This is a genomic window from Acidimicrobiales bacterium (assembly GCA_035533095.1).
Lineage (GTDB): Bacteria > Actinomycetota > Acidimicrobiia > Acidimicrobiales > Palsa-688 > DATLUM01.
This window is the reverse complement of the sequence record DATLUM010000138.1, coordinates 52,289-74,939: the sequence shown is the minus strand read 5'-3', so window position 1 is coordinate 74,939 and position 22,651 is coordinate 52,289. Positions and strand designations below refer to the sequence as shown.

General features: G+C 67.6%; 21 protein-coding genes. 13 read left to right on the top strand and 8 right to left on the bottom strand.

All coding sequences use genetic code 11. The annotated features are described in order from the left end of the window. Positions 1 to 313 precede the first annotated feature (313 nt). Positions 314 to 688: a PRC-barrel domain-containing protein gene (locus VNF71_16460; GenBank protein HVA76149.1), complete on the top strand. Its 375-nt coding sequence runs from the start codon at positions 314 to 316 to the stop codon at positions 686 to 688. 469 nt (positions 689 to 1,157) lie between these two features. Further along, positions 1,158 to 1,616 carry a universal stress protein gene (locus tag VNF71_16455; protein HVA76148.1) on the top strand — a complete coding sequence of 153 codons (459 nt, stop codon included), beginning with the start codon at positions 1,158 to 1,160 and terminating at the stop codon, positions 1,614 to 1,616. Positions 1,617 to 1,811: 195 nt separating this feature from the next. Here the strand turns inward: VNF71_16455 and VNF71_16450 are convergent, their stop codons facing one another. After that, positions 1,812 to 2,582: a methyltransferase domain-containing protein gene (locus VNF71_16450; protein ID HVA76147.1), complete on the bottom strand. Its 771-nt coding sequence runs from the start codon at positions 2,580 to 2,582 to the stop codon at positions 1,812 to 1,814. Positions 2,583 to 2,950: 368 nt separating this feature from the next. On the opposite strand from VNF71_16450, the gene VNF71_16445 reads away from it, so the two are divergent. Next, complete coding sequence (locus tag VNF71_16445) at positions 2,951 to 4,288, top strand: cytochrome P450 (protein HVA76146.1); 1,338 nt, start codon at positions 2,951 to 2,953, stop codon at positions 4,286 to 4,288. Next, a complete protein-coding gene (locus VNF71_16440) occupies positions 4,279 to 5,436 on the top strand; it encodes an acyl-CoA dehydrogenase family protein (GenBank protein HVA76145.1) in 1,158 nt (385 codons plus the stop codon). Before VNF71_16445 ends, VNF71_16440 begins: the two co-directional genes overlap by 10 nt. Here the strand turns inward: VNF71_16440 and VNF71_16435 are convergent, their stop codons facing one another. Both VNF71_16435 and VNF71_16430 read right to left on the bottom strand, forming a co-directional pair. Continuing rightward, the gene (locus tag VNF71_16435) at positions 5,437 to 6,399 is read right to left on the bottom strand and encodes a nitronate monooxygenase (protein ID HVA76144.1); all 963 of its coding nucleotides are present in this window, start codon (positions 6,397 to 6,399) and stop codon (positions 5,437 to 5,439) included. It lies immediately after the preceding gene. A 53-nt stretch (positions 6,400 to 6,452) separates the two neighbouring features. Further along, positions 6,453 to 6,854, bottom strand: a complete 402-nt coding sequence (locus tag VNF71_16430) for a response regulator (protein ID HVA76143.1) — start codon at positions 6,852 to 6,854, stop codon at positions 6,453 to 6,455. A 327-nt stretch (positions 6,855 to 7,181) separates the two neighbouring features. On the opposite strand from VNF71_16430, the gene VNF71_16425 reads away from it, so the two are divergent. Further along, complete coding sequence (locus tag VNF71_16425; GenBank protein HVA76142.1) at positions 7,182 to 7,955, top strand: VOC family protein; 774 nt, start codon at positions 7,182 to 7,184, stop codon at positions 7,953 to 7,955. Between the two features lie 151 nt (positions 7,956 to 8,106). On the opposite strand, the gene VNF71_16420 is transcribed toward VNF71_16425, so the two are convergent. Further along, on the bottom strand, positions 8,107 to 9,684 hold the full coding sequence (locus VNF71_16420; GenBank protein HVA76141.1) for an MFS transporter: 1,578 nt from the start codon (positions 9,682 to 9,684) through the stop codon (positions 8,107 to 8,109). 202 nt (positions 9,685 to 9,886) lie between these two features. On the opposite strand from VNF71_16420, the gene VNF71_16415 reads away from it, so the two are divergent. The 3 genes from VNF71_16415 (at position 9,887) to VNF71_16405 (ending at position 12,039) form a co-directional block, all read left to right on the top strand. Then, the gene (locus VNF71_16415) at positions 9,887 to 10,039 is read left to right on the top strand and encodes a hypothetical protein (protein ID HVA76140.1); all 153 of its coding nucleotides are present in this window, start codon (positions 9,887 to 9,889) and stop codon (positions 10,037 to 10,039) included. Positions 10,040 to 10,117: 78 nt separating this feature from the next. Next, a complete protein-coding gene (locus VNF71_16410; protein ID HVA76139.1) occupies positions 10,118 to 10,612 on the top strand; it encodes a PH domain-containing protein in 495 nt (164 codons plus the stop codon). Then, a complete protein-coding gene (locus tag VNF71_16405; GenBank protein ID HVA76138.1) occupies positions 10,609 to 12,039 on the top strand; it encodes a PH domain-containing protein in 1,431 nt (476 codons plus the stop codon). The genes VNF71_16410 and VNF71_16405 overlap by 4 nt, the downstream gene beginning before the upstream one ends. Positions 12,040 to 12,092: 53 nt before the next feature. On the opposite strand, the gene VNF71_16400 is transcribed toward VNF71_16405, so the two are convergent. Both VNF71_16400 and VNF71_16395 read right to left on the bottom strand, forming a co-directional pair. Continuing rightward, positions 12,093 to 12,992, bottom strand: coding sequence for an alpha/beta hydrolase (locus VNF71_16400; protein HVA76137.1), 900 nt, complete (start codon positions 12,990 to 12,992; stop codon positions 12,093 to 12,095). A gap of 43 nt (positions 12,993 to 13,035) precedes the next feature. Continuing rightward, positions 13,036 to 13,545, bottom strand: a complete 510-nt coding sequence (locus VNF71_16395; protein ID HVA76136.1) for an FABP family protein — start codon at positions 13,543 to 13,545, stop codon at positions 13,036 to 13,038. 146 nt (positions 13,546 to 13,691) lie between these two features. Between VNF71_16395 and VNF71_16390 the strand changes: the two genes are divergently transcribed. From VNF71_16390 to VNF71_16375, 4 genes are all read left to right on the top strand, one after another. After that, positions 13,692 to 13,988, top strand: coding sequence for a UBP-type zinc finger domain-containing protein (locus VNF71_16390; protein ID HVA76135.1), 297 nt, complete (start codon positions 13,692 to 13,694; stop codon positions 13,986 to 13,988). Positions 13,989 to 14,311: 323 nt separating this feature from the next. Next, the gene (locus tag VNF71_16385; GenBank protein HVA76134.1) at positions 14,312 to 16,291 is read left to right on the top strand and encodes a chloride channel protein; all 1,980 of its coding nucleotides are present in this window, start codon (positions 14,312 to 14,314) and stop codon (positions 16,289 to 16,291) included. Positions 16,292 to 16,340: 49 nt separating this feature from the next. Beyond that, positions 16,341 to 16,991, top strand: a complete 651-nt coding sequence (locus VNF71_16380) for a TetR/AcrR family transcriptional regulator C-terminal domain-containing protein (GenBank protein HVA76133.1) — start codon at positions 16,341 to 16,343, stop codon at positions 16,989 to 16,991. Between the two features lie 130 nt (positions 16,992 to 17,121). Then, positions 17,122 to 18,507: an EAL domain-containing protein gene (locus tag VNF71_16375; protein HVA76132.1), complete on the top strand. Its 1,386-nt coding sequence runs from the start codon at positions 17,122 to 17,124 to the stop codon at positions 18,505 to 18,507. A 20-nt stretch (positions 18,508 to 18,527) separates the two neighbouring features. Here the strand turns inward: VNF71_16375 and VNF71_16370 are convergent, their stop codons facing one another. Beyond that, positions 18,528 to 19,202, bottom strand: a complete 675-nt coding sequence (locus VNF71_16370; protein HVA76131.1) for an ABC transporter ATP-binding protein — start codon at positions 19,200 to 19,202, stop codon at positions 18,528 to 18,530. Next, positions 19,199 to 21,061: an ABC transporter permease gene (locus VNF71_16365; protein HVA76130.1), complete on the bottom strand. Its 1,863-nt coding sequence runs from the start codon at positions 21,059 to 21,061 to the stop codon at positions 19,199 to 19,201. The genes VNF71_16370 and VNF71_16365 overlap by 4 nt, the downstream gene beginning before the upstream one ends. Positions 21,062 to 21,205: 144 nt before the next feature. Here VNF71_16365 and VNF71_16360 point away from each other — a divergent pair, with 144 nt between their 5' ends. Next, positions 21,206 to 22,636, top strand: coding sequence for an AMP-binding protein (locus VNF71_16360; protein HVA76129.1), 1,431 nt, complete (start codon positions 21,206 to 21,208; stop codon positions 22,634 to 22,636). Positions 22,637 to 22,651: the final 15 nt, after the last annotated feature.

Below are 22,651 nucleotides of genomic sequence, written 5' to 3'. Positions count from 1 at the left end.
GGCCACCGGACAACAACTGTTGGAGCGCCAAGGGAACAGCCTGACCTTCCGCTCGCCATCGAGGCTGGCCGCCCGAATCTTGCAGGTGTTCGGGCTGACCGATCTGATCGAGACCCAAGAACCGATCCAGCTCTGACCCCGGCGTGTGGATGGCCCCGAGCTGAGCTGCCCAGCCGCGTAGCACCAGGCCATGCTCGACGGAGGAGATGGGGCCGGACCGTGCGGGCTTGGGTCACGACTGGCCGACGCTGCGGCGGGCTCAAGTCCGAGAGTGGACGTCGGTAGGCTGAGTCCGAAACACGAGGAGGCTGACATGACCGAGGAAGGTGATCAGGCCAGATGGAGTGTCGCCGACTGGCACGGCAAGATGCTCCTAGATCGAAACGGCGAGAAGATCGGCAAACTGCAAGACGTCTACGTTGACGTCGAGACCGATGAGCCCCAGTTCGGCACGGTCAAAGAAGGCTTCATCGGCCGTCACCTGACCTTCGTACCATTGGGCGAAATTCAGATCGGTCCTGACGACCTGCAGGTGGCCGTCACCAGGGAACAGGTTCAGTCTGCCCCGAACATCGAGATGCACGGCGAAGAGCTATCGCAGGCGGACGAGTCAACCCTCTATCACCACTTCGAGATGAACTACACCCCGCCCAGCACCGAAAGCGGACGCCGTCTCGCCCGGCGCTAACCAGGCACTACGTCGATCCGGTCCCGTCGACTGTTGGCAACGGTGAAGTCGAGCCCGAGAGCCATCACGATGATCGCGACCACCCACATGAAGTGCCCTGAGTACCTGGATCGCCTCACCAGCGTTCTAGCTGGGCGCCATTAGAGATGACGGCACAAGATGACGGGTTGTGGTCGGCCATCGCCGATCCCTCTCGTCGTCGGGTGCCGACCTCCTGGTGGGCAACGGTGAGGCCAGCGCTAGCTGGTTGGCCGACCACGTGCCCTTCTCCCGACAAGCAATCTCCAAACATCTGGTTGTGCTCGAGGAGGCTGGCTTGGTGAGTCGGCGCAAGCAGGGCGCTCGCGACAGCTCCGAATAACCATCTGGACTACGCGCGATGGTCGGACCGAAATCGAGTCGGTCGACCTGTCCAGAGGCTTAGCCTTCTCATCTGTCCGAGACTGAGACCCAGACGATCGGAGACCCGATGCCCGGCCCTTTTCTGTTCTGTTACGACGGTTCCAAGGGTTCACGGGGCGCCCTCAGGTCTGCCGGAGAGCTCATGGCACGACCATCCGACGGATTCGTGCTGACCGTATGGCAACCCGCCTCCCTCCGCCTCGCAGTCGCGGGCACCTTCGCCCCCGCCGTGCTTAGCGACGAAGAGGAGATAGACGACCAAGAGCGGTCCTACGCCGAGAGGGTTGCCGAGGAGGGAGCCAAACTGGGCCGCGACCACGGATACGACCTCACCCCCATCGTCGAGCGAGCGGGGCAGAGCATTCCACATACCATCATCGAAACGGCGGCGCGCCTCGACGTGTCCCTGATCGTCTGCGGTCAGCGCGGGCAGGGAGCGCTGCGCACCGCCCTGCTCGGCAGCGTCTCGCATGCCTTGGTCGCTCACGCCGCCCGCCCCATACTCCTCGCCCCTGAAAAGGACTAGCCGTGAAGCGCCTAGCGACGTGGTGCAGACTCGAACGCGCGTCGGCGGCTGCTGCTAGGGCGTCACTGGCCGGCCAGTCGAGCGTGGAGGGGAAGTGCTTCATCACCTCCGGGTCGGCGTTGAGGGCGGCGAACGGCTCCAGGTCGGCCGGCCGCCAGCGGCGCAACACCAGCCGTTCGGTGCGAAACGGGCCGCTCATCGCCGGGCAATCGTATGGGTGAGCGCGCACACCGCCCGGTAGGGGTCACGCCGCCCGGCCTCCGCCTCGACGGCGAGGATCCGGTCGAGGTCGTCACCCGGCCGCTCGCCGTCCCAGTGATCGGTGAACAGCCGCACCCCGTACCAGGCATCGATCGTGGCGCCCTGCCCTGCCAGCACTGCCTGGACCTCGGCAGGGTCGTCCGCCCGGGCCCCTTCGATGCCGAGCCGGTTGTCGTACCAGCGGGCGTCGAACGCCCCCGACGCGCCAGACCAGTCGCCGGTCATGCCCGCTCGAAGAGCAATGCCGGCCCGGTTCCGGGTGAGAATCGACAGCAGCCCTCCCGGGCGCGCGGCCTGGCACAACGCCGCCACGGCCTCCTCCAGTGCAGGCAGGTACATGACGACTCCGTGGCAGCACACCACGTCGTAGACCCCCGCGTGTTCGGCCCCGAGGGCGAGCAGGTCACCCGATACGAACTGCAGACGCCGACGAACCTCAGGAGGCTCCTGGGCCGCTGCTCGTTGCGCCTCGTCCAAGAGCTGGTTCGAGACGTCCAGCCCGACGACCTCGTGACCCAGGCGGCCCAAGGCGACGGCCTGCGTCCCTTGGCCACAGCCGGCGTCGAGCACCCGCAGCGGACCTCCGCCGTCCGGCAGGTGCGCAGCGAGTTGGCAGCGGACCAACTCCTGGCGCACTACGTCACGGACCCGGCCCCGACCGGCCAACCAGGCATCGACTCCCACTGCGAACCTTTCAGCGCTCACCTCACAGACCGTACAAGCGGCCCCGGGCCCTCCGATGGACCAACGGCACAGGTTAGAAGTAGTGCCGTCGGTCTCCCACCGCGTGGCCCAGTGTCCCGAGGGGCCGGAAGACCAGCCCAATCACGAGGAGGATCATTCCGATCGACCAGACGGGCGAGTCCCGTGAGGAACCCGATGACTAGAAGGACTACGCCGAGAATGATCATGGAGGCCTCCCAAGGCTGACTGGACGACCCACAGCTGACAGCCAGTAAGAGCAAGAGCAGACCTTGCCCGAAAATGCAGAGCCTCCCGCCATTGTCCCTATCACATGAAGACATACTGGCTGTTATGCCGGTGATCCGTGGAGGACTTCCTATGATCCATGTGTGGCACGGTCCATGCCACCGGGGCCTCGCATCCCGGGATGGTTGCTCGGGCTTCTCCTGCTGTGGAGACCCGAGGAGTTCCTCGCCCGCTGCGCCCGCCGTTACGGGACCACCTTCACGCTCCGCCTGGGCAGGAAGCTCGGGACGCTCGTCTACCTGAGCGACCCGGGCGACATCAAGGAGCTGTTCCGCGGCGACCACGAGACGTTCCGCGCCGGCGAGGCCAACGGCACCATCCTCGCGCCGCTGCTCGGATCCGCATCGGTGCTCGTCACCGACGGCGACACGCATCGCCGCCAGCGGAGGCTGATGAACCCCGCCTTCCACGGCAGGTCCGTTGACGCGCTGGCACCGATGATGGCCCAGATCGCGGCACGCGAGATCGAGAGCTGGCCGGTGGGCGTGGAGTTCGCGACGCGACCTCTGTTCCAGGTGATCACCCTCGAGGTGATCCTGCGGGCGGTGATCGGGGCGGACGACGAAACGCACCTCGCGGAGCTCCGCGAGGCCCTGCCGCCACTGGTCGACCTCAACCTGCTGGCGATGATGCAGTTCGCGTTTCCCCGGCTGCAGGAGATGTGGCCGTGGAAACGGTTCAAGCCGATCGAGGCGCGCGCCAACGCCGCCCTGTACGCGGAGATAGATCGCTGCCGGACGGACCCGGACCTCGAGGACCGGTCCGACGTCCTGGCGACCCTCGTGCGAGCCCGAGAGGAAGACGGCGACCACCTGTCCCCCACCGAACTGCGCGACCAGTTGGTCACCCTGCTGCTCGCCGGTCACGAAACCACAGCGACCGGACTCGCCTGGGCGGTCGAGCGGCTGGTGCGCCACCCCGAGGTCCTCGCCAAGGCGCAAACGGCGGCGTGTGACGGGGACGACACCTACCTCGACGCGGTCGTGACCGAGACCCTTCGGGTACGCCCGGTCGTGCCCGACATCAGCCGCAGGGTCACCCGGCCGGCAGAGTTCGCCGGGCACCAGCTGCGCACCGGCGTGCTCGTCGATCCCGCCATCCTCCTGGTCCACAAGTCCGCGGCGAACTACGAGGACCCCGAGCGTTTCGACCCGCAGCGCTTCGTCGGCAAGCCGCCGGACCCGGCCGTCTGGCTGCCCTTCGGAGGCGGGAACCGGCGCTGCCTCGGCGCGGCGTTCGCCGCCACCGAGATGAGAGTGGTGCTGCGCGAACTGCTGACGCGTGTGGAGTTGGAGCCGACGACGGCCGCCGGCGAAGCCGCCAAGATCCGCCACGTCACCCTCATCCCTAAACGCGGCGCGCAGGTACGAATATTGAGCCGTCTGCCCTCACCTGTCGTGATGAAGCGCGCGTGGACCTGACAACGACTGACTCCGATGGTCTCGCCGAGTTCGCATCGCGTGCGGCCGCCTTCCTGGCAAGCGAGCATCAGGCTGGCCGGGTTCCCTACGACTGGGGCGCCATCGTTCCCCCCGCCCGCGTCGACGAGGCCAAACAGTGGCAGGCGCGCCTCCACTCAGCCGGCTTCGCAGGGATCCACTGGCCCGTTGGCTTCGGCGGGCGGGGCCTGACACCAGAACACACCGCGGCTTGGATACTCGCGTGCGCACGGGCGGAGGCACCGCCGTTTCTCAACATGGTCGGCCACGTTCTGGCCGCTGGATCACTCTTGCGCTTCGGCACGTCCGCCCAGCAGGCGGCACTCCTCCCGTCGATTGCCTCGGGTGAAGCGGTGTGGTGCCAGCTGTTCAGCGAGCCGAACGCGGGAAGCGACCTGGCCTCGCTCACCACTCGCGCCACCCGCGACGGCGACCATTACGTCGTATCGGGGCAGAAGGTGTGGTGCTCGAACGGTCGTGTCGCCGACCGGGGGATCTGCCTCGCCCGCACGGGACCCCTCGAGGACCACGCCGGGCCACACCGCCACAAGGGCATCTCTTTCTTCCTGGTAGACATGGAGCTGCCTGGCATCGAGGTGCGCCCGCTGCGCCAGATGACCGGCGGCTCCGAATTCGACGAGGTCTTCCTCGACGAGGTCCGGGTACCCGTCGACTGCCTGCTCGGCCCCGAGCACGAAGGTTGGTCGGTGGCAATGGCGACTCTGACGAATGAGCGGGGCCACATCGGCAGCGCATCCATCTCTCTGCGCCGGCGTCTCGACCGGATGACCGCCGACCTGGCCGGCGCGGGCAGCAACGGTAGCGCAGTCGCCCGCGACCGAGTGACGGCCCTGCTCGCCCGCGGCGAAGCGCTCGCCGCGCTCGGCAACCGCCAAGGCCCGGTGGCTTCACTGGCATCTTCTCTTTCCAAGCTGGGCGTGACCGAGTTGATGTTCGACGCCGCCGTCGCACGGGTTGACGCCGCCGGCGCGACCTCCATGCTCGATACTCCCGCAGCGCAAGGTCTCCTCGCCGCGCCTGGAGGCCGCATCGCCGGCGGCACCACCCAGGTTCAGAAGAACATCATCGGGGAGCGCATCCTCGGGCTCCCGAAGGAACCCAGCGGTTAGCTACTGCGGCAGGCGCTGGCCGAGGAGCTCCTCGGCGCCGGCGGCGAGCTCAGCCACGATGTCCGCTGCGGGTCGGACTTGACGGACATAGCCCACCGACTGGCCGGCGTAGAGAGCCATGGCCTCGATTCGCCCTGTCGTTGCTTGCACCGGATGCAGGACACAAAGACGTGGGATCGCAAGGCGCCGGCCGCCGGCCAATCCCACCTCCCCCACCACCTCGTCCTGGCCGGCCAGGGCTTCGGTTATGCAGTCGCGCAGTACCCGGTGCGGTGCGTCCCACCAAGTTGAGAAGGTGGTGGTCAGCTCGGTATCTTCCGGACCGGCGGCGATGAGAGCGTCGCGGTAAGTGGGATGGACGTCCGCCTCGCTCGCCGCCAGGAAGAGAGTGCCGAGGCGAGCGCCTGCAGCCCCCGCGGCCAGCACGGCTGCCAACGACCGGGCCGACCCGATGCCACCCGCCGCCACCACCGGGACGTCGACCGCGTCGAGGACGGCGTCCAGCAGGGGCAGGAGCGCGACCCGGCCGCGGACGTGGCCGCCGGCCTCCGTACCCTGGGCCACCACCAAGTCACAACCGGCACCCGCGGCGGCCCGCGCCTCATCCACCGATCCAACCTGCCAACTCGCAAGAGCCCCCGCGTCGTGGACCATGTGGACGAGCTCAGCGTCGGGATCTCCGTAGAAGAACTCGACGACCCTGGCCCGCGACGCGGCCGCCGACACGGCGTCTCGGTCGAGGAAAGGCCCGGGGAAGTTGGCGCCGAACACCCCGTCCGTCCTGGCGGCCAGGAGGTCGAGCGCGGGGACAACGGACTCGGGCGGAAGGCCGGCCGTGCCCAGCATTCCCAGGGCACCGGCGCCGGCCACCGCCGCCGCCAACTCGACCGAAGATGTCGCCCCCATCCCAGCCTGCTGGATGGGCACCCGGCAGCCGACCAACCGCGTGAACGGTGTTTCCATGACAGGATTCTGCCTCAACCGAACCTGGCCGGCGTTCGGCGCGCCCGCAACAGCTAGCTGGACGATGATGCCCGTTCGGCCGTGTCAGAACCCTCCATGCGCAGGCTCTCCCCCAACACCTGGATGAGAGTCAGGACGTCGATGGGCTTCGTCAGGTAGGCACTGGCACCGCCGGCGAGCAGCCGGTCGACCTGACCGGGCGTGGCGTCGGCGCTCAGGACGATGATCGTCACGCCCGCCGTCGCTGGATCCCGGCGTAGCTCCTGCAGAACCTCCTCTCCGCCGATGTCAGGGAGGTGCAGATCCAGCAGTATCAGCGCCGGCCGGTGCTCTCGCGCCAACTCGATGCCAAGCCTCCCCTGCATGGCCGCGACCAACTCGAGATCGCTGTGCAGGTTGATGACCCGCTCCGGGTGAAGCCGGACATCACAAAGCTGGGCGTGAGCCTGACCCATGACATCCACATCGATAACGGTCGGAGGGCACTGGCGGCGTCGCTCGTCGCGTTCGCGCGGGAGACGGGGGCACAGATTGTTGCCGAGGGTGTCGAGTGCTCAGAGGAGCTCCACACACTCCGAGAGCTCGGGGTCGGGTGCGCCCAGGGGTTTCACCTGTTCCGGCCCGGTCCCCTCCCCCTCCGGAGCACTCGGCTGATCCCGGTGCCCACCGTCTGACCCCAGCGGGTAGCTGTCAACGGAACGGTCAGATTGTTCCGGTACCGATGACCTTGATTCGCCGGCGCCGTCTCCAATGGCGAACAAGCTCGTGAAGGAGGAGCGAAGATGACCAACCGACTTTCGGCACCCGTCGGAGCACCCTGCTGGGCCGACCTATGGACGACAGACGTAGAGGGCAGCCGGCGTTTCTACAGCGATCTCTTCGGCTGGCAAGCACTCGAGCCGTCGCCCGAGTTCGGCGGGTACTGGATGTTCGACCGCGACGGCGCCCCGACCGCCGGCGGCATGGGGTCCATGGGCGAGATGACCGCCGACAACGCCTGGAAGCCGTACTTCTGCACCGACGACATCGACGACACCCTCAAGAGGGCCGAAGCGTCCGGGGCGACCGTGCGCGGCGGCGCGATGCCAGTCGCGGACCTCGGCGTGCAGGCAGTGCTGTCCGACCCGACCGGTGCCGTGTTCGGCCTGTGGCAGCCGGGCACCTTCGGCGGCTTCACGGTGATCGGGGAGCATGGCGCTCCGAGCTGGTTCGAGCTGCACACCCGTGACCATCCCACAGCTGTCGCCTTCTACCGCGACCTGTTCGGCTACGACATCGATCCCGTCTCCGATACCGACGATTTCCGCTACTTCACCTTCCGCGCTCGCGGCTCGGACGAGGACTGCGGCGGCATCATGGACTCCAGCCACTGGCTCCAACCGGGCGGTGAACACTGGGCCATCTACTGGCACGTCGACGATGCAGCTGCTGCCGTCGAGAGCGTCAAGTCTTTGGGAGGCTCGGTGAAGCAGGGGCCGGACAACACTCCCTACGGCGTGCTGGCACTCGTCACCGACCCCGCCGGCGCCGACTTCAAGCTTCGCGCCAACGGCTGACGCCAAAGGCGCGGTGGGCGGACGCCTGCCGACTCGGTCCCCCGCAGGCCGCCAGGGGAGTGCGGTGGCTAGGAGCGCGAGAGCTCGTGCCTTCATGCCGGCGCTGTGGGTGGCGGGCATGCGGCGGTCACGGTAGCGCTGGATCGAGTGCTCATCGCGCAACTTCAGCGGCGGCGGCACGGTTCTCATCGGAGCGCCGCGCGGCCACGACGTCCCTCAGGTACCGGGACTGGCTGAACCAGAGGATCGCGCCGGCCGCCGCCAGCGGGATCGACAGGAGGATGAACGCGACCTCGAGGCCGTGGGCCATTGTCAGCGATCCGTGTGCCGAGGTCGTGTTGATGCCGGCAGCGAAGCCCCCTCCCGCCGTCCCGAACGCGGCTGACACGACCCCGAACACCACGGGGGCGAATCCCTGCAGAAGCTGGCGGAAGACCGTGCGAACCGCCTCGGCGCGTCCCCACAGATGGGAGGGAAGCACGTCGAGGCGGGCGGCGTCGGCAGGCGCGTTCACCGCACCGAGCGCCACTGCAGCTATCAAGAAGACGGGGATACAAAGAGCGAGGCTCGTCAGCAGCGCCCCGGGAATGAACAGCACCGTGCTCGCGATGTACGCGACACTGGCCACCCCGAGCCGTGCGGTCGTTCGCCCCTTGTGTATGAGCTGGTCGGCAAGGCGGCCGCTGACCACGACGCCGACCAGCGCCCCGGCTGCAACCAGGATGAACAGCAACGCCGCCAACGACTGGCTGACCCCGAAGCGCGCCCGGAAGTACAACTCAGCGAACGTCTCGAGACCCGCGAAGAAGAAGTACCCGAGTCCCGAGGCCACGATGAGCGCGACATTGGTCCGCACCCTGAGCACGTAGACGACGGCATCCCACAGGTTCATCTCCTCGGTGCCGTCGACCACGGTGTCGGGGTAGGGCTCGGCTCCCGCGTCCAGGGCCTGTTGCTCGACCGCGGACGGCTCATCGAGCCCGAACTGGGCCTCTCCCTCGCCGGCTGCCGACCCCTCGCGTTCGGGCGAGACGGCCGCCGCTGCGGGATCGCCCGCTTGCGCTTCGTCTTCCGTGACGATGTGGTCGTCGCCCACCTGCAGATGCGCCTGGCCACCGCGCGCCGGCTCGGGCAGGTATCGGCGCAACGCCCACGCGAGGAAACACGCAGGAATCGCCAGCACCCCAATGGCGGCCCGCCAGCCGAACAGATCCGACAGAGCGCCGGCGAGCAGGATCCCGATGCCGGCGCCGATCAGCTCGCCGGTCAGGATGTAGCCGTAGAGTCTCGCCCGCTCGTCGCCGGGGAAGAGATCGCCTACGAGAGACGCTATGGCAGGCCCCGCGGCGGCGACCACTCCGCCCAGGGCAAGACGCGAAAGAAGGAGCATCGCAAACGAGGTCGACACCGCACTCAGCACGGTGGCTACCGCCCAGATCGAGACGACGATCGGCAATTGGAGGGTTCGGCTGCGGCGGTCGCTCAACTTCCCGAACGGCAGAGTCACGACGGCTCCCACGAGCGTGGTGACCGTGACCAGCAGCCCCAGATCGGTGTTCCCGATGTGAAACGCCTTCTCCAACGGCTCGGCGAGCGCCCCGACGGCTCCGATGTCCGCCGCTTGGAGCCCCAGCACCCCTGCAAGGAGCAACACGACCGTCCGGCGGGCGGGTCCGCCCACCACCTCGGTGAGATCGAGGTGGAGACTCACCTGTCCGAGAGCAGTCACCCGCTGCTTCTACCCCCGGCGTGCGCGACAGGTACAGAGCTTCGTCGGTGGGCTTGCAGGAGCCCCAAGCCAAGAAGGTGCTTCGGGTATGTCCCCTTCGGCACTGTTCACAGGGTCGTTCAGAGTTCAGTCGTGGCACGACAGTTTCTGGCGATGGTCCAACGGGAAGGGTTCGGGCCAGCCATTGAATAGGAGGTTCGGCGTGATCATCGACATCCTCATCGCCTTATTGATCACCGCGATCGCGATCGCCCTCGGTGTCACGGTGCACCCGTTGTTGTTCTTCTTGATCGTCTTGGCGGTCGTCTACTTCTTTGCTCGGCACCGGACGCGAACCGCCGGCGGACGCTATTAGCCCTCAGTCGATCTAGCCCTCAAGGAGCGTGCCGATCCTTGCCCGCGTCGCGACGCCCGGCGATGCAAGGATGTGTACGTGGCAAGCCCTACCGAGTCGTTCGAGGCAGGCCTCAGCTGGGGGCACCCCTCTCCGAAGCTGCGGAGCCTGCGCCGCCTGGAAGTGGCGGCGATATTCGTCCCGCTGATCCTGGTCACGGCCGTCCCGAGCGCCGTGTCGGGATCGGCGGTGGCGGCCGCGGTGGTCGCCGGCGTCCTCGTGGTGGCAGGACTGGTGATGGACTGGATGCTCGGCCGGCGGGTGCGCGCCTGGGCCTACACCGAGCGCGCCGAAGACCTGATCGTCAGCCGGGGCCTGATGTTCCGGCGCATGTCCGTGGTCCCCTACGGGCGGATGCAGTTCGTGGACGTCACAGCCGGACCGCTCGAGCGGATCTTCGGTCTGGCGACGGTCCGGCTTCACACCGCCGCGGCAGCAAGCGACGCGAGGATCCCGGGCCTGGATGCGAATGATGCAGCCCGGTTGAGGGACCAGCTGGCCAGTCTCGGCGAAAGTCATTTGGCGGGACTGTGAGCGACTACCAGCCGGTACCGCCTCCCCCACCACCGCCGCGGCAGCCAGCCCCGCAGTCGCAACCGCCCGGCGGGTACCCACCACCGCTGTACAACCCGCCGGCCGCCCAGCCGTGGACGACTCCTCCACCCGCTCTCACCGGCCAGTGGCAAAGACTCCACCCCGCGTCCCCTGTCGCGCGCGCCGGTCCGGCACTCGTAGTCGTCGCGCTGGCCGTCCTCGGCGGCGTCAACTCGACCAACCGCACATCGGAGTTCATCCGCATCGGGATCGTCGTCTTCTTCCTAATGATGGGCGTCGTGTCGTGGCTGGTGACGCGGTGGCGCCTCGCCAACGGCGCGCTGCAGATCGAGACCGGCCTGCTGCGCCGGCAGTCGCTGCGCTTCCCGTTCTCCCAGATCCAGGCGATCGACATCGTGAGCCCCGGCCTGGCGCGCATGTTCGGCCTGGCCGAGCTGCGGATCCGCATGGCGTCGGGGAGCCGCTCGACCGGCCGTCTCGCCTACATGCCAGCGCCGTACGCCGAGGCCGTGAGGGCCGAGTTGTTGCGGAGGCGTACGTCTGCCGTCGAGGCGGCCGCACCGGCGCCGCAGCCCACAGCCGCGATCGACTTCACCCCTCTCTTCACGGTCGACCCTGCGCGCCTCGTCGGCTCGATCCTCACCAGCAGCGCTGCGCTGTACGTGTATGTCATCGTGGTGGTACTCGTCTGCGTCGCTGTCGCGGCACCCTCCGCCGCCAGTGGCGCCTTCGCCGGATCGACGAGCACCATCCTCGCCTTTCTCGCCGCCATGTGGACCCGCTTCAACGGCGAGTACCGCCTGAGCCTCGGAACCGGACGTGACGGACTGCACGTCCGCACCGGCCTGATTCAGACCAGCGCGGAGACCATCCCGTGGGGACGCATCCAGGCGCTACGCACGATCCAGCCCGTCCTGTGGCGACCCTTCGGCTGGGTCCGCGTCGAAGCCGACGTCGCCGGCCGCAACGTGTCAGGCCGCCAGAACCGAGCGGCGCGCCGAGCCGGCAAGGCACTCATCCCTGTCGGAACGCGCGAGGAAGCCGACTGGCTCGTGAACCTCGTGATGCCGGGCGTGCCTGCGAACCCGGTCCCGCCTCCGAAGCGGGCGCGCTGGAAGGCACCGCTGCGGTTCCGCAATCTCTCCTTCGCTGCCAACCCGCGCTACGTCATCACGACGAGCGGGCGACTGCGGCACGTCACCGACCGGGTCCCGCTGGCGAAGGTACAGAGCATGCGTTGGACCGAGGGTCCGCTTCAACGACGGCTCCGTCTAGCGAGTATCCATCTCGACACCGCTGGGCGCAGTGTGTTCTGCGTCGCGCGCGATCGCGACGCGGCCGAGGCACGCGACATCCTCACAAAGCTTCCTGACATGTGCCGTGAGGCACGCGCGGATCCGTCCTAGCGGCACTGACCGAGCGCTGCTGAGCCGCGGTCGTCGCGCTGGCGCGAACCGTTTTAGGCGCCGGCCTTCAGAAACTTCTCGACCGCTTCGCGGTAGACAGCCGGCGCCTCGCAGACGGGGATGTGCCCGCAGTCGGGGATGACGACCTTCTGACAGTCGTCGATCGTCTCGGCGATGAGCTCTGCGCTCGGCGGCCCGCAGATGAAATCGAGCTCGCCGGCGACCACGAGCGTGGGGCACTGGATCCGCTGCACCAGGGTGCGGAGGTCGAAGCTCTGGTACACGCCGCTCTCCCACGCCTTCATGCACGCGAGGTCGGCGGTCAGATACTCGTCCATCGCCCGCAGCGCCTGTGCCACCTCCGGCTTCTCCGGGTGGGCGGTGTAGAGCGGAAGGACGGTGACCATCATCTGTTCGACTTCGGCGGGGTTGTTGGTCGCCAGCACGCGCTCGGTCCAGCTGTCGAGGATCGACCGGGCCTCTTGGTACCACTCGGCGTCGCTGTGGCGGCTCAGCGCGCTCTCCCACTGCTGCTCGATGCCCGAGCCGGGTCCCGCGCCGGTGGCCTCACCGCTCGCCGCGCTCCCCGCTACGCAAACAAGACGGCTCACCGCCCCCGGGTACATCCCGCAGTAAGCAAGCCCGGTGATCGCCCCGAAGGAGTGGCCGAACACAATCACGTCCTGCAACCCGAGCGCTTGGCGCACCTCCTCGTAAAAGGCGGCATGACCTTCCGGCGTGTACTCGACCGGGTCCAGCGGAGGCGTCGACTCGCCCGATCCGTGCGGGTCGATCAAGTAGCTCTGCAGCACGTCCGCGAACATCTCCGCGTCCGGGAGCATGTAATCGGCAGCGAAGCCGGGGCCGCCGGGGAACATCAACGTCGGTCGCCCGTTGCCCACGACCTGGTAGCTCGCGCGCCTCCCGCCTGGAAGATCAACCGTGTTCTTCAACAGCGAAAACCCCCGTCAGGTCGGCTAATTGGCACCGCCGAGCCTAGGCGACGGCCGCCGAACCATGGCCCGCCGGCGCTTCAGAGCGTTGCAGGGTCGCCGACAGGTGGTACAGCAGCGGCTGCCCGACGGCCGCCATCCGGAGCTCGTAGCGAAGCGTGTCGCCGGCGAAGGTGATGTCGCGCTCGACTTCGGTCACTTCCTTGGCCGTGGAAGTGCGCCCGACATGCGTGGACCGCACCTTCATGGTCGTCCCGTCGAAATGGCCTTCCAACACCTCGACTATGCCGCTCGGCTGCGCGATCACGATCTCGACCCGGGCCTTCCCCACCGGACGGAAGTAGCCGGTCTCGCCGTGGAGGAGCTTGCCGTCGCGGGCGTCCGCCGTGCGCTGCGTATATATAAGGAAAGGCTTGCCGGCGTGGGTGAAGGTGACCGTCTCGTGATATTCGAACGGCTCGATCGTCGGGTAGTCGCCGCGGCCCGAGCCCAACCAGGTTCCGAGTAGGCCGGCGAGAGGCCCAAGGTCGGGATGGATCGGCGGCTCGGTCATGGTCGAGGAGTCTCTTGGGCCACCACCGGGATGCACCCTAGCGCCAGGCGTTCGAAGCACACGTGGGGTGCCTCGCCCGGCGTGTTGCCGTGTACAGGAGCGGTGTGTGGTATCACCGGGTCGGTCCTTGGCCCGGAGGGAGTGCGATGCCTCAGACTTGCAGCCACCTCGACACCGCGCAGGAGGTCAACCCCTCGAGCGATGGCTGCGAGGACTGCCTCCGGATCGGCGGGAGTTGGGTGCACCTGCGCCTGTGCATGCGCTGCGGGCACGTCGGGTGCTGCGACAACTCCCCGAACCGCCACGCCACGGCTCACTGGCACGAACACCCCGACCACCCGCTGATCCGCTCGTACGAGCCGGGCGAGGACTGGTGGTGGTGCTACCCGGACGAGTTGATGTTCGAGCTGGACGGTGCGCCGGCCGCTCCATCGCACCCGTAGCGCAGCACGGCGAGGCTGGCGACGAAGACTCGGCCCGCCACTCGACCAGCTTTGTGTACTAGTACGACAGTCTGGTAGCATGCTTACTTGTACGCACCCTGGCACCGGCTCTGGTGAGCGCCGAGGAGGAGAGGTTGAGAGCGATTCGAGAGGACCGCGGCCCCGGACGCTCGACATCCAGCTCATCCAACGGTGACGGAGGATTTGCTCCTGGCCATCAGTCAGGAAATCAGTCCGGAAGACAGCCTGGACAAGACCTTGCGGATGGGCCGCTAGCTCGTCTCTCGGCCTGGTTACGGGCGTCGCGCACAGGGATGATCGTGATGGCTCTCGCTGTGGGGGCGGGCGCCGGGCTGGGGGCCGTAGGCTTCCGGTGGCTCATCTTCGAGTTCACCTGGTTGGCCACCGGTCACCAGCAGTTCGGCCAGCAGGGAAGGGTCGGCAGCCTGCACCTGCCCTGGCTGGGCACGGGATTCCTGCTGGTCGTGCCGGTCCTGGGCGGGCTGATCTACGGGCCTTTGATCCAACGCTTCGCGCGGGAGGCCCGAGGCCACGGTGTGCCGGAAGTGATGATCGCCGTGGCCGAGGACGGAGGGCGCATCCGTCCCCAGGTCACCGTGGTCAAGGCGCTGGCCTCCGCCCTGTGCATCGGTGTCGGCGGGTCGGTCGGCCGGGAGGGACCGATCGTGCAGATCGGCTCCGCGCTGGCGTCGAGCCTCGGCCAAGTGGTGCGCATGTCCGAGACCCGGCTGCGCGTCCTGGTCGCATGCGGTGCCGCCGGCGGTATCGCTGCGACGTTCAACGCACCGATCACCGGCGTGTTCTTCGGCCTCGAGCTGATCCTGAGAGAGTTGTCGATCGACGCGGTGTTCGCCGCGATCCTGTCGGCCGCCGGCGCCGATCTGATCAGCCGGGCCTTCTTCGGCTCCGCCCCGTTCTTCACCGAGATCCCCCACGACCTGAATCTGGTCGGTGACTACAACTTCCTCCTCGTCGCCCTGCTGGGTTTGATCGCAGGATTGCTCGGCGTGGGCTTCAAGACCGTGCTGTACAAGATCGAAGACTTCTGCGACAAGGCTTGGCACGGCCGGCCCGAATGGGCTCGGCCTGCCGTCGGTGGGGTCGTCCTGGGCGCGTTGTTGCTCGCACTCCCGCAGATGTACGGGGTGGGCTACCCGGTCATGGACCTGGCGATCAGCGGCCACGTCGTGTTGTGGCTCCTGGTCGTTCTCACGGTCGCGAAGATGGTCGCCGCCAGCCTGACCATCGGCATCGGGGGTTCGGGCGGCGTGTTCGCCCCATCTCTGTTCACCGGGGCGATGGCAGGTACGGCGTTCGGTGAGATCGCACGGCATCTGTTCGGTACCGGGGTGGGATCACCGGCCATCTATGGGGTCATCGCGATGGGCGCGGTGTTCGCGAGCGCCGCCCAGGCACCGCTCACCGCGATGGCCAGCGTGGTCGAGATGACCGGAAACTTCAGCCTCACCCTGCCGGTGATGCTCGCAGCGGGGATCTCGGCGGGCCTGTCCAAGCGGCTCAGCCACGGGACCATCTACACGACGAAGCTGCTCCGGCGAGGGACCGACATCGAACGGCCTCGCCCCGCCAGCCTGCTTCAGACACTGACGGTCTCCGAAACGATGAAACCCATCCCGGGAGGCGATATCCCCGGTATAGCCGTCGCCGCCGAGGAACGGCGTCAAGTCGATTTGAAGAACGGCGCCGTGAGCGAGGACTGGGCTGCCGACCTGGGGCATTTGATCGAGCGGCGCAGCCCCCAGGCACTCTTCCCGGACGAGACCCTCGAGCACGCCTTGCGCCAGCTCGTGCTGTACGGACCTGACGGGCTGCCCGTCCTGTCGGAGGACCGCAACAGGATCGTCGGGTGGATCACGAGTCACGACGTGATACAGGCGATGTCGAACCGGCTTCTCAGCTACCCGCGCGATGCTTCCCAAGGCAACGTCGCAGCAGAGTGGGCGACCCCCGATCCCGCCGCCTCCGCACGGGTGCCGCCTTCACCCCTCCCCGGCTACGAGATCTTGGAGGTCGCCCTCTCCGCGACCATGCCCGGAGCCGAGCGCCGCCTTCAGGACATCGACTGGCCTGCTGAGACCACACCTGTGGCGGTGCGGCACCGCCACCGAACCCGCGTCGTCAATGCCGACACGGTTCTACGCCCGGGTGACCACGTGATAGTCCTGGTGCCTCACGCCCCGGACAAGCCCGACCGAGATGAAGAGCAGGTCGGCGTGAGTTCCAGCGACCACACGGCCGCCGACTCTGAAACGGGTAAGTAGCCGTATGCAGGTAGGTAGCCGAACGGAAGGCCATTGGTAGGGTAAGCAGGTGGCGCGTGCAGCGAAGATTCCCGCCAGCAACGCCCGAGCACCTTGGGGTTCGATAAGCCGCGACCAGATCGTCGACGCGGCAATCCGCTCGGTGCGAAGCTCCGGCGGCTTCGAGCAGATGACCATCCGGAGTCTCGCTTCGGACCTGGGCGTCGCCCCGATGTCGCTGTACCGCCACGTACGCGACAAGAACGACCTCCTCGACGAGGTCGTCGACCGCCTTCTGACAAGGGCGTGGCAGCCACGAGCCGACGAAGGCGACTGGAAGGCCTGGATCTCCGAAGCCGCCGACAAGCTGAGGCACTTCCTTGTCTCACAACCGGCGGCGTTGCACGTGTACCTGACGCACCCGGTCGTGTTCCCGGCCGCGGTCGCCAGGATGGAGGCGGCCATGGCTGTACTGCGGCGCGCCCTCGGCGACGAGCAATCTGCGCAGCGCGCCTACGCGGCGATCCACACCTACACCGTCGGGTTCGCCGCGCTGGAAGCCTCGAGGTCCGGATGGGAGCCGGATCGATCAGGCTCGCTGGATCACGAGCTTGCGGACCGGCTCGCCGCCTACACCACTCCGCTGCAGTTCGCAGAAGGCCTCAACTACCTGTTGGAGGGCATCGAGAGACAAGGGGCCGAGGGGACTCGCCTTACCTAGCCCCTGAGCGCCCGCGGATTTCGGGTTTTTCGGCCACGGGCCCCGATTTTGCCACGGAATGTGCTGATGCCTGGACATAGAGTGAAATATTGGCTCAGAATGGCTGCGTGGAAGGCCCAAATCGGTAGATATGGGCGAGAGGCGATTCGCGCCGCGTCTAGCCACCGCCGGTGGTGATCGACTGCTGATGGCCCTGGCCGCAGCGCTGGCGGTCTCCACCGTCGTGGCGGTGGTGGCCCCGCTCCTGGGGCACGAACCACGTGTTTACCTCTGGGCCGGCGAAGGCTACGCCGCCTGGACCGCCCTGATGTGGCCCGCGTTCCTCGCGGGCGTCCTCTGGCGTTCCCGGGCACAGATCCGTCGCCTGCGGCACCGATTGGACAGGACCGACACCCGGCTCGCCGACATGGCAGCCACCACCCGGGAATGGACCTGGGAAGCCGACTCCCGCCTGGTTATCTCGTCCTGCGGCCCGGCCGTCGCGCGCCTTCTCGGACGCGCGCCGTCGGAAATGGTTGGTCGGTCCATGTTCGACTTCATTGACGACGCCGATGTGCCTCGAGCCCGTTCGATCTTCGCGGCAGCCGTCGAGAACTGGACCGGTTGGGACGACGTCGCGTTGACGTGGCTGCACGCGGACGGCCACAAGGTGGTCATGATCGGCAACGCCGTCCCCGTCCTGGGGACGCACGGCGGTGTTGCGGGCTTTCGGGGAGCACGCACGGTTGTGTCTTCCGAGCGGCTGACACCCGCGCTCGTAGATGCCGCCCGCCACATCCAGCGGATCATCGAAGGCGAAGCGGTCACGGTGGCACTCCAACCCGTCATCGACCTGACGACGCACGAGTGGATCGCGGCGGAGGCGCTCGCGCGATTCACCGACGGCAGCTCCCCCTCAACGGTGTTCCCAATGGCCGAAGAAGTAGGACGAGCGGCCGACCTGGAGCTCCTCACGCTGAGCCGGGCGCTGGACGCGCTGTCCGTTCTCCCAGAAGGGGTGGCGCTGTCGGTCAACGCCTCACCCGTGTGCGTCCTCGACCAGCGCTTCGCCGATGCGCTCGCCGAGCACCGGGACATCCTGTCGCGTGTGATCCTCGAGATCACCGAGCACAGCGCCGTGGCTTCCTACCCGGAGATCCAAGCGGTGCTCGATCCGCTCCGACGTCTGGGGCTGCGGCTCGCCGTCGACGACACCGGGGCGGGTTACGCGTCGTTCCACCACATACTGAATCTGCGGCCAGACATCATCAAGATCGACAGGTCCCTCATCATCGACATAGACCGCGACCTGGCCCGCCGGTCGTTTATCACCGCGATCATGCTCTTGGCCTTGGACCTCGGCGCGTCCGTCACGGCCGAGGGCATCGAGCGACCAGAGGAGCTGGACGCTCTCACGACCCTCGGCGTGGACCACGCGCAGGGGTACCTGATCTGCAGGCCATCCACCGACGCGGACGAGTGGGAGCGCTGGCGGCACACCCACTGGATCGAGCGTCCGTACGCCGCCTTGACCTAGTCCAGCGGCCCAATCGCCGCTCAGATGATGGAGCCGTCCTTGAGCCGTACGCGGGTCTCGGCGATGCGGCCGATCTCGTCGTCGTGGGTGGCGAGGATGAGGGTGACGCCGGCGGTCTGGCGCAGGCCGGCGAGGACGGAGATCACCTCGGCGGCGGTTTCGGAGTCGAGGTTGCCGGTGGGCTCGTCGGCGATGACGACGCGAGGCGAGTTGGCGAGTGCTCGCGCGATCGCGACCCGCTGCTGCTCGCCACCCGACAGGCGCGACGGGAGGTGATCGACCCGATGGCCGAGACCGACCTGCTCCAGAAGCTCGGTGGCCCGCTCCGCGCGCTTGGCGTGCGGGATTCCGGCGGGAACCATCGCGACGGAGACGTTCTCCTGCGCGGTGAGCGTGGGGATCAGGTTGAAGTGTTGGAACACGAAGCCGATCTCTTTGCTCCTCAGCCCGGTGAGGCTTTTGTCGGACTCGCGCGCCAGCTCGCGGCCGTCGAAGCGCAAGGAGCCGCGCGTCGGCGTGTCCAGCGCGCCGAGCAACTGCAGCAGCGTCGACTTGCCCGAACCGCTCGGACCTTCGATCGACACCATCTCTCCTTGGGCGATGTCGAGGTCGATGGACCGCACTGCGTCGACCGTGACGCCGCCCTTCGAGAACGAACGCCCGACACCCTCGAGCGAGTACAGCGGCTCGGTCATCCCAGGTCCCTCAGAGCGGTAGCAGGTGAGAGCCGCGCCGCTCGCCAACCTCCGATGATCCCGGCGAGCAGACCACCGAGGAGAGCGCCGGCGAACCCGAGCAGGAGCGAGCTCATGGAGATCGGCGCCGTGAGATGGACGATCGTCGAAATCGATCCGGTGGTGGATTGGTGGATGAGGGAGCTGACCGAGGAGGCACCGACGGTGAGGCCGCTGCTCGTGACGGTCAGGCCCGGCCCGACCGCACCGATGATTGCCGAGATCACCAGGCCGACACCGATCCCGAGGACGCCGCCGAGCACGCCGATGCCGAGCGTCTCTGCAATGAGCTGCCGCACGACGAGACCGCGCGACCAGCCGATCGCACGCAGCGAGCCGATCTCACGGACGCGCTTGGCGACGTTCGACAGGGTGAGCAGGGCGGCGATGGCGAATGCCGCGAGTAGGACCACGATCGCCAGCGCGCCTCCGAGGTCACTGGCCAGGCGGTGGGCGTTGGCGAGGCTGCCCGTTACCTGGTCGGCGAGGTCTTTCGAGGTGAGCACCTGCGCGCCGGGGAGGGCTTTCTTGATCGCCGCCCCCACCGCGCTCACCTGGCTGGAGTCGTGGACGGAGACGAGCACCTCGTTGACGCGCTGGGAGCTGGAGGACAGGTTCTGCATGGTCGGCAGCTCGAAGTAGATGTCCGACACGTTGCCGGTGAGCGTCGGGGAGACCAGACCGACGATGTTGTAGTTGGTCCCGTTGATAGTGAGGGTCCCGCCGACGGTCAGCTTCTTGGTGCTGGCGTAGGCATTGTTCACGAGCACCTCGTTCGCCGCCTTGGCAGCGTTGGCGTCGAACCAGTGACCCGACACGAGCTGCGCCTTGGTGATGACGCCGGTGTTGGGGTGGGTGGGATCGACCCCGGCGACGGTGTAGGTGGACGTGGAGGTATCGGTCGAGGGCGGGTTGAGCACCTGGCGGATGGTCTGCGCAGGGACGACGACCTTGGTGATGTAGGACTGCTGCGCGGCGGGCAGGCAGGCGATGAACGCCGGATTGTCGGAGTTGAAGCCGACCCGCCTGAATCCGGTGCCGCCGGTGCCGCCGCTGCCCCCCGTGGCGCCGGTGCCGCCCGAGCCCGAGGTGCCACCGCCGGTCGAGGTCGAGTCACTCCCGATCAGGCCGGCCTTCTGCAGGCAGTCGAAGGTGGCCTGGCGTTGGGCTGCGGTCAGCGGTGGGGGCGTCGTCGTGGCGTTGATCGTCTGTCCACCGGTCTGGAACGTGGCCACCACCGACGGGACAGTCCCGCTCTCGTGAACCGCCTGCAGGGTCAGCGCCCCGACGGCCGACGTGACATGCGGTATCGCCGACACCACGGAGACCGCCTGGCTGGGGAACGTTATGAGGGTGCCCGGGACGAAGAAGTCGTGCACGAACTTGGTGCCTGCGGGCCCGAGCTTGGACAGGTCCGTGAGGACTGAGGAGTTGGCGTTGAGGAGCGCGTTTGTGTCAGCCGAGTTGAGCTGGCTCAAACGTCCGTTTGGACCGCCGGGACCGGTGGCGAAGAACCCGCCGCTGCCTCGGTCGGGGCCCGCTCCCCCGCCCTGCGAGCCACTCCCTTGCGAACCCTGGTTTCCGTTGGAGGTCGAGCTGCTCGCGGTTGACGTGGTCGGCGCCACCGTCCTGGTGACGATGATGTCGGTGCCCACGGAACCGAGCGGGGACAGGACCCGGTTCTGCGCCTGGGACAAACCGTCGGACACGCCGCTGATCGCCATCACGAGACCCACGCCGGCGGCGAGGCCGAGCGCCGTCACGATGGTGCGCCCGGATCTGCGATGTAGCTCGTTCCAGACGTAGCCCAGGCTCAGCATGGATTGGCGCCCGCGGATGTCATTGTTGGCCCCACGGCGGCCAACAATGACCGGCCATCCTGAATGCAGGCTTAACGAACAGGCTCGTAAAGCCTGAGAAAACCAGGGGCCATACACTCCGACCTACGCTGCGAAGCCGTGGCAATGATCTCCTACTCGAGAAGGCTGACCGATCTCGCGACAGCCGCCCCGGACCGACCCGCCATCACCTGCGGCACCGAGAGCGTGACCCGGGCCGAGTTCGAGTCGCTCTCCAACCGCATGGCCCGCAGCCTCCAGGCCAAGGGTGTGGAGACGGGCGACATGGTCACCATCGCGTTGGCGAACTCGGTCGGGTGGTTCGTCGCTACCGCCGCCTGCTGGAAGCTCGGCGCCATCCCCCAACCGGTGTCGTCGCGGCTGCCGGCGCGGGAGTTCGAGGCGATCATCGAGCTCGCCCGCCCGAAGGCGGTGCTCGGCCCGGAACCTCTCGACGTGCCGCCGTATCTCGACGACTGGCCGCTGCCAGACGCGGTGTCGCCGGCGTGGAAGGCCCCCACGTCGGGAGGGTCGACCGGACGGCCGAAGCTGATCGTGTCGGGGGACCCGTCGGTGATCGACCCCGAGCAGCCTTCGCCGCTGCTGTTCAGCGACGACGGGTCGTTTGTGATGCCGGGACCGATGTACCACAACGGACCGATCGTGTGGTCGTGCGGCGCCTTGTTGAAAGGCAACCACGTCGCGGTGCTGCCGCGCTTCGATGCGGAAGCGACGCTCGCTGCGGTGGACGAGCACAGGGCCGATGTGATCTATCTCGTGCCGACGATGATGAAGCGGATCCTCAGGCTCAGCGACGACGTGCGCACCAAGTACGACCTGTCGTCGCTACGCTGGGTCTGGCACCTGGCCGAGCCGTGCCCCGCGTGGCTGAAGCAGGCATGGATCGACTGGCTCGGCCCCGATCGCATCATCGAGCTCTACGGCGGCACGGAGGGTCAGGCGGCTACGGTCATCACCGGCGGGGAGTGGCTGGAACACCGCGGTTCGGTCGGCCGGCCGAGCCACGGGCAGATCGTCATCCTCGACGCCGACGGCCACGAGCTGCCCCCCGGCTCGGAAGGCGAGATCTGGATGCGCTCGGGCCGCGAGAAACCCACCTATCGCTACATCGGCGCCGAAGCGAGGTCGCGTGAAGGCGGCTGGGAGTCGCTCGGCGACGTGGGTTGGGTCGATGAGGACGGCTACCTGTATCTGGGCGACCGCATGCAGGACATGGTCCTCTGCGGCGGCGCAAACATCTACCCGGCGGAGGTCGAGTCGGCCTTGCAGGAGCACCCGGCCGTTCGCTCCGTTGCGGTGATCGGACTGCCCGACGACGACCTGGGCAACCGGCTCCACGCCATCGTAGAAACCGAAGGAGAGGCGCTCGACGAGCAAGAACTCCGGTCTTTTCTCCAGGACAGGCTGGTGAATTACAAGATCCCCAGATCGTTCGAGTTCGTCGACGAGGCCCTGCGTGACGACGCCGGGAAGGTCCGCCGCGCGCAGCTGCGGGCGGAGCGGGTAAGCGGGGGCGGCGAATTGTCTGGATGCTGATTGGGTAGGAAGTGA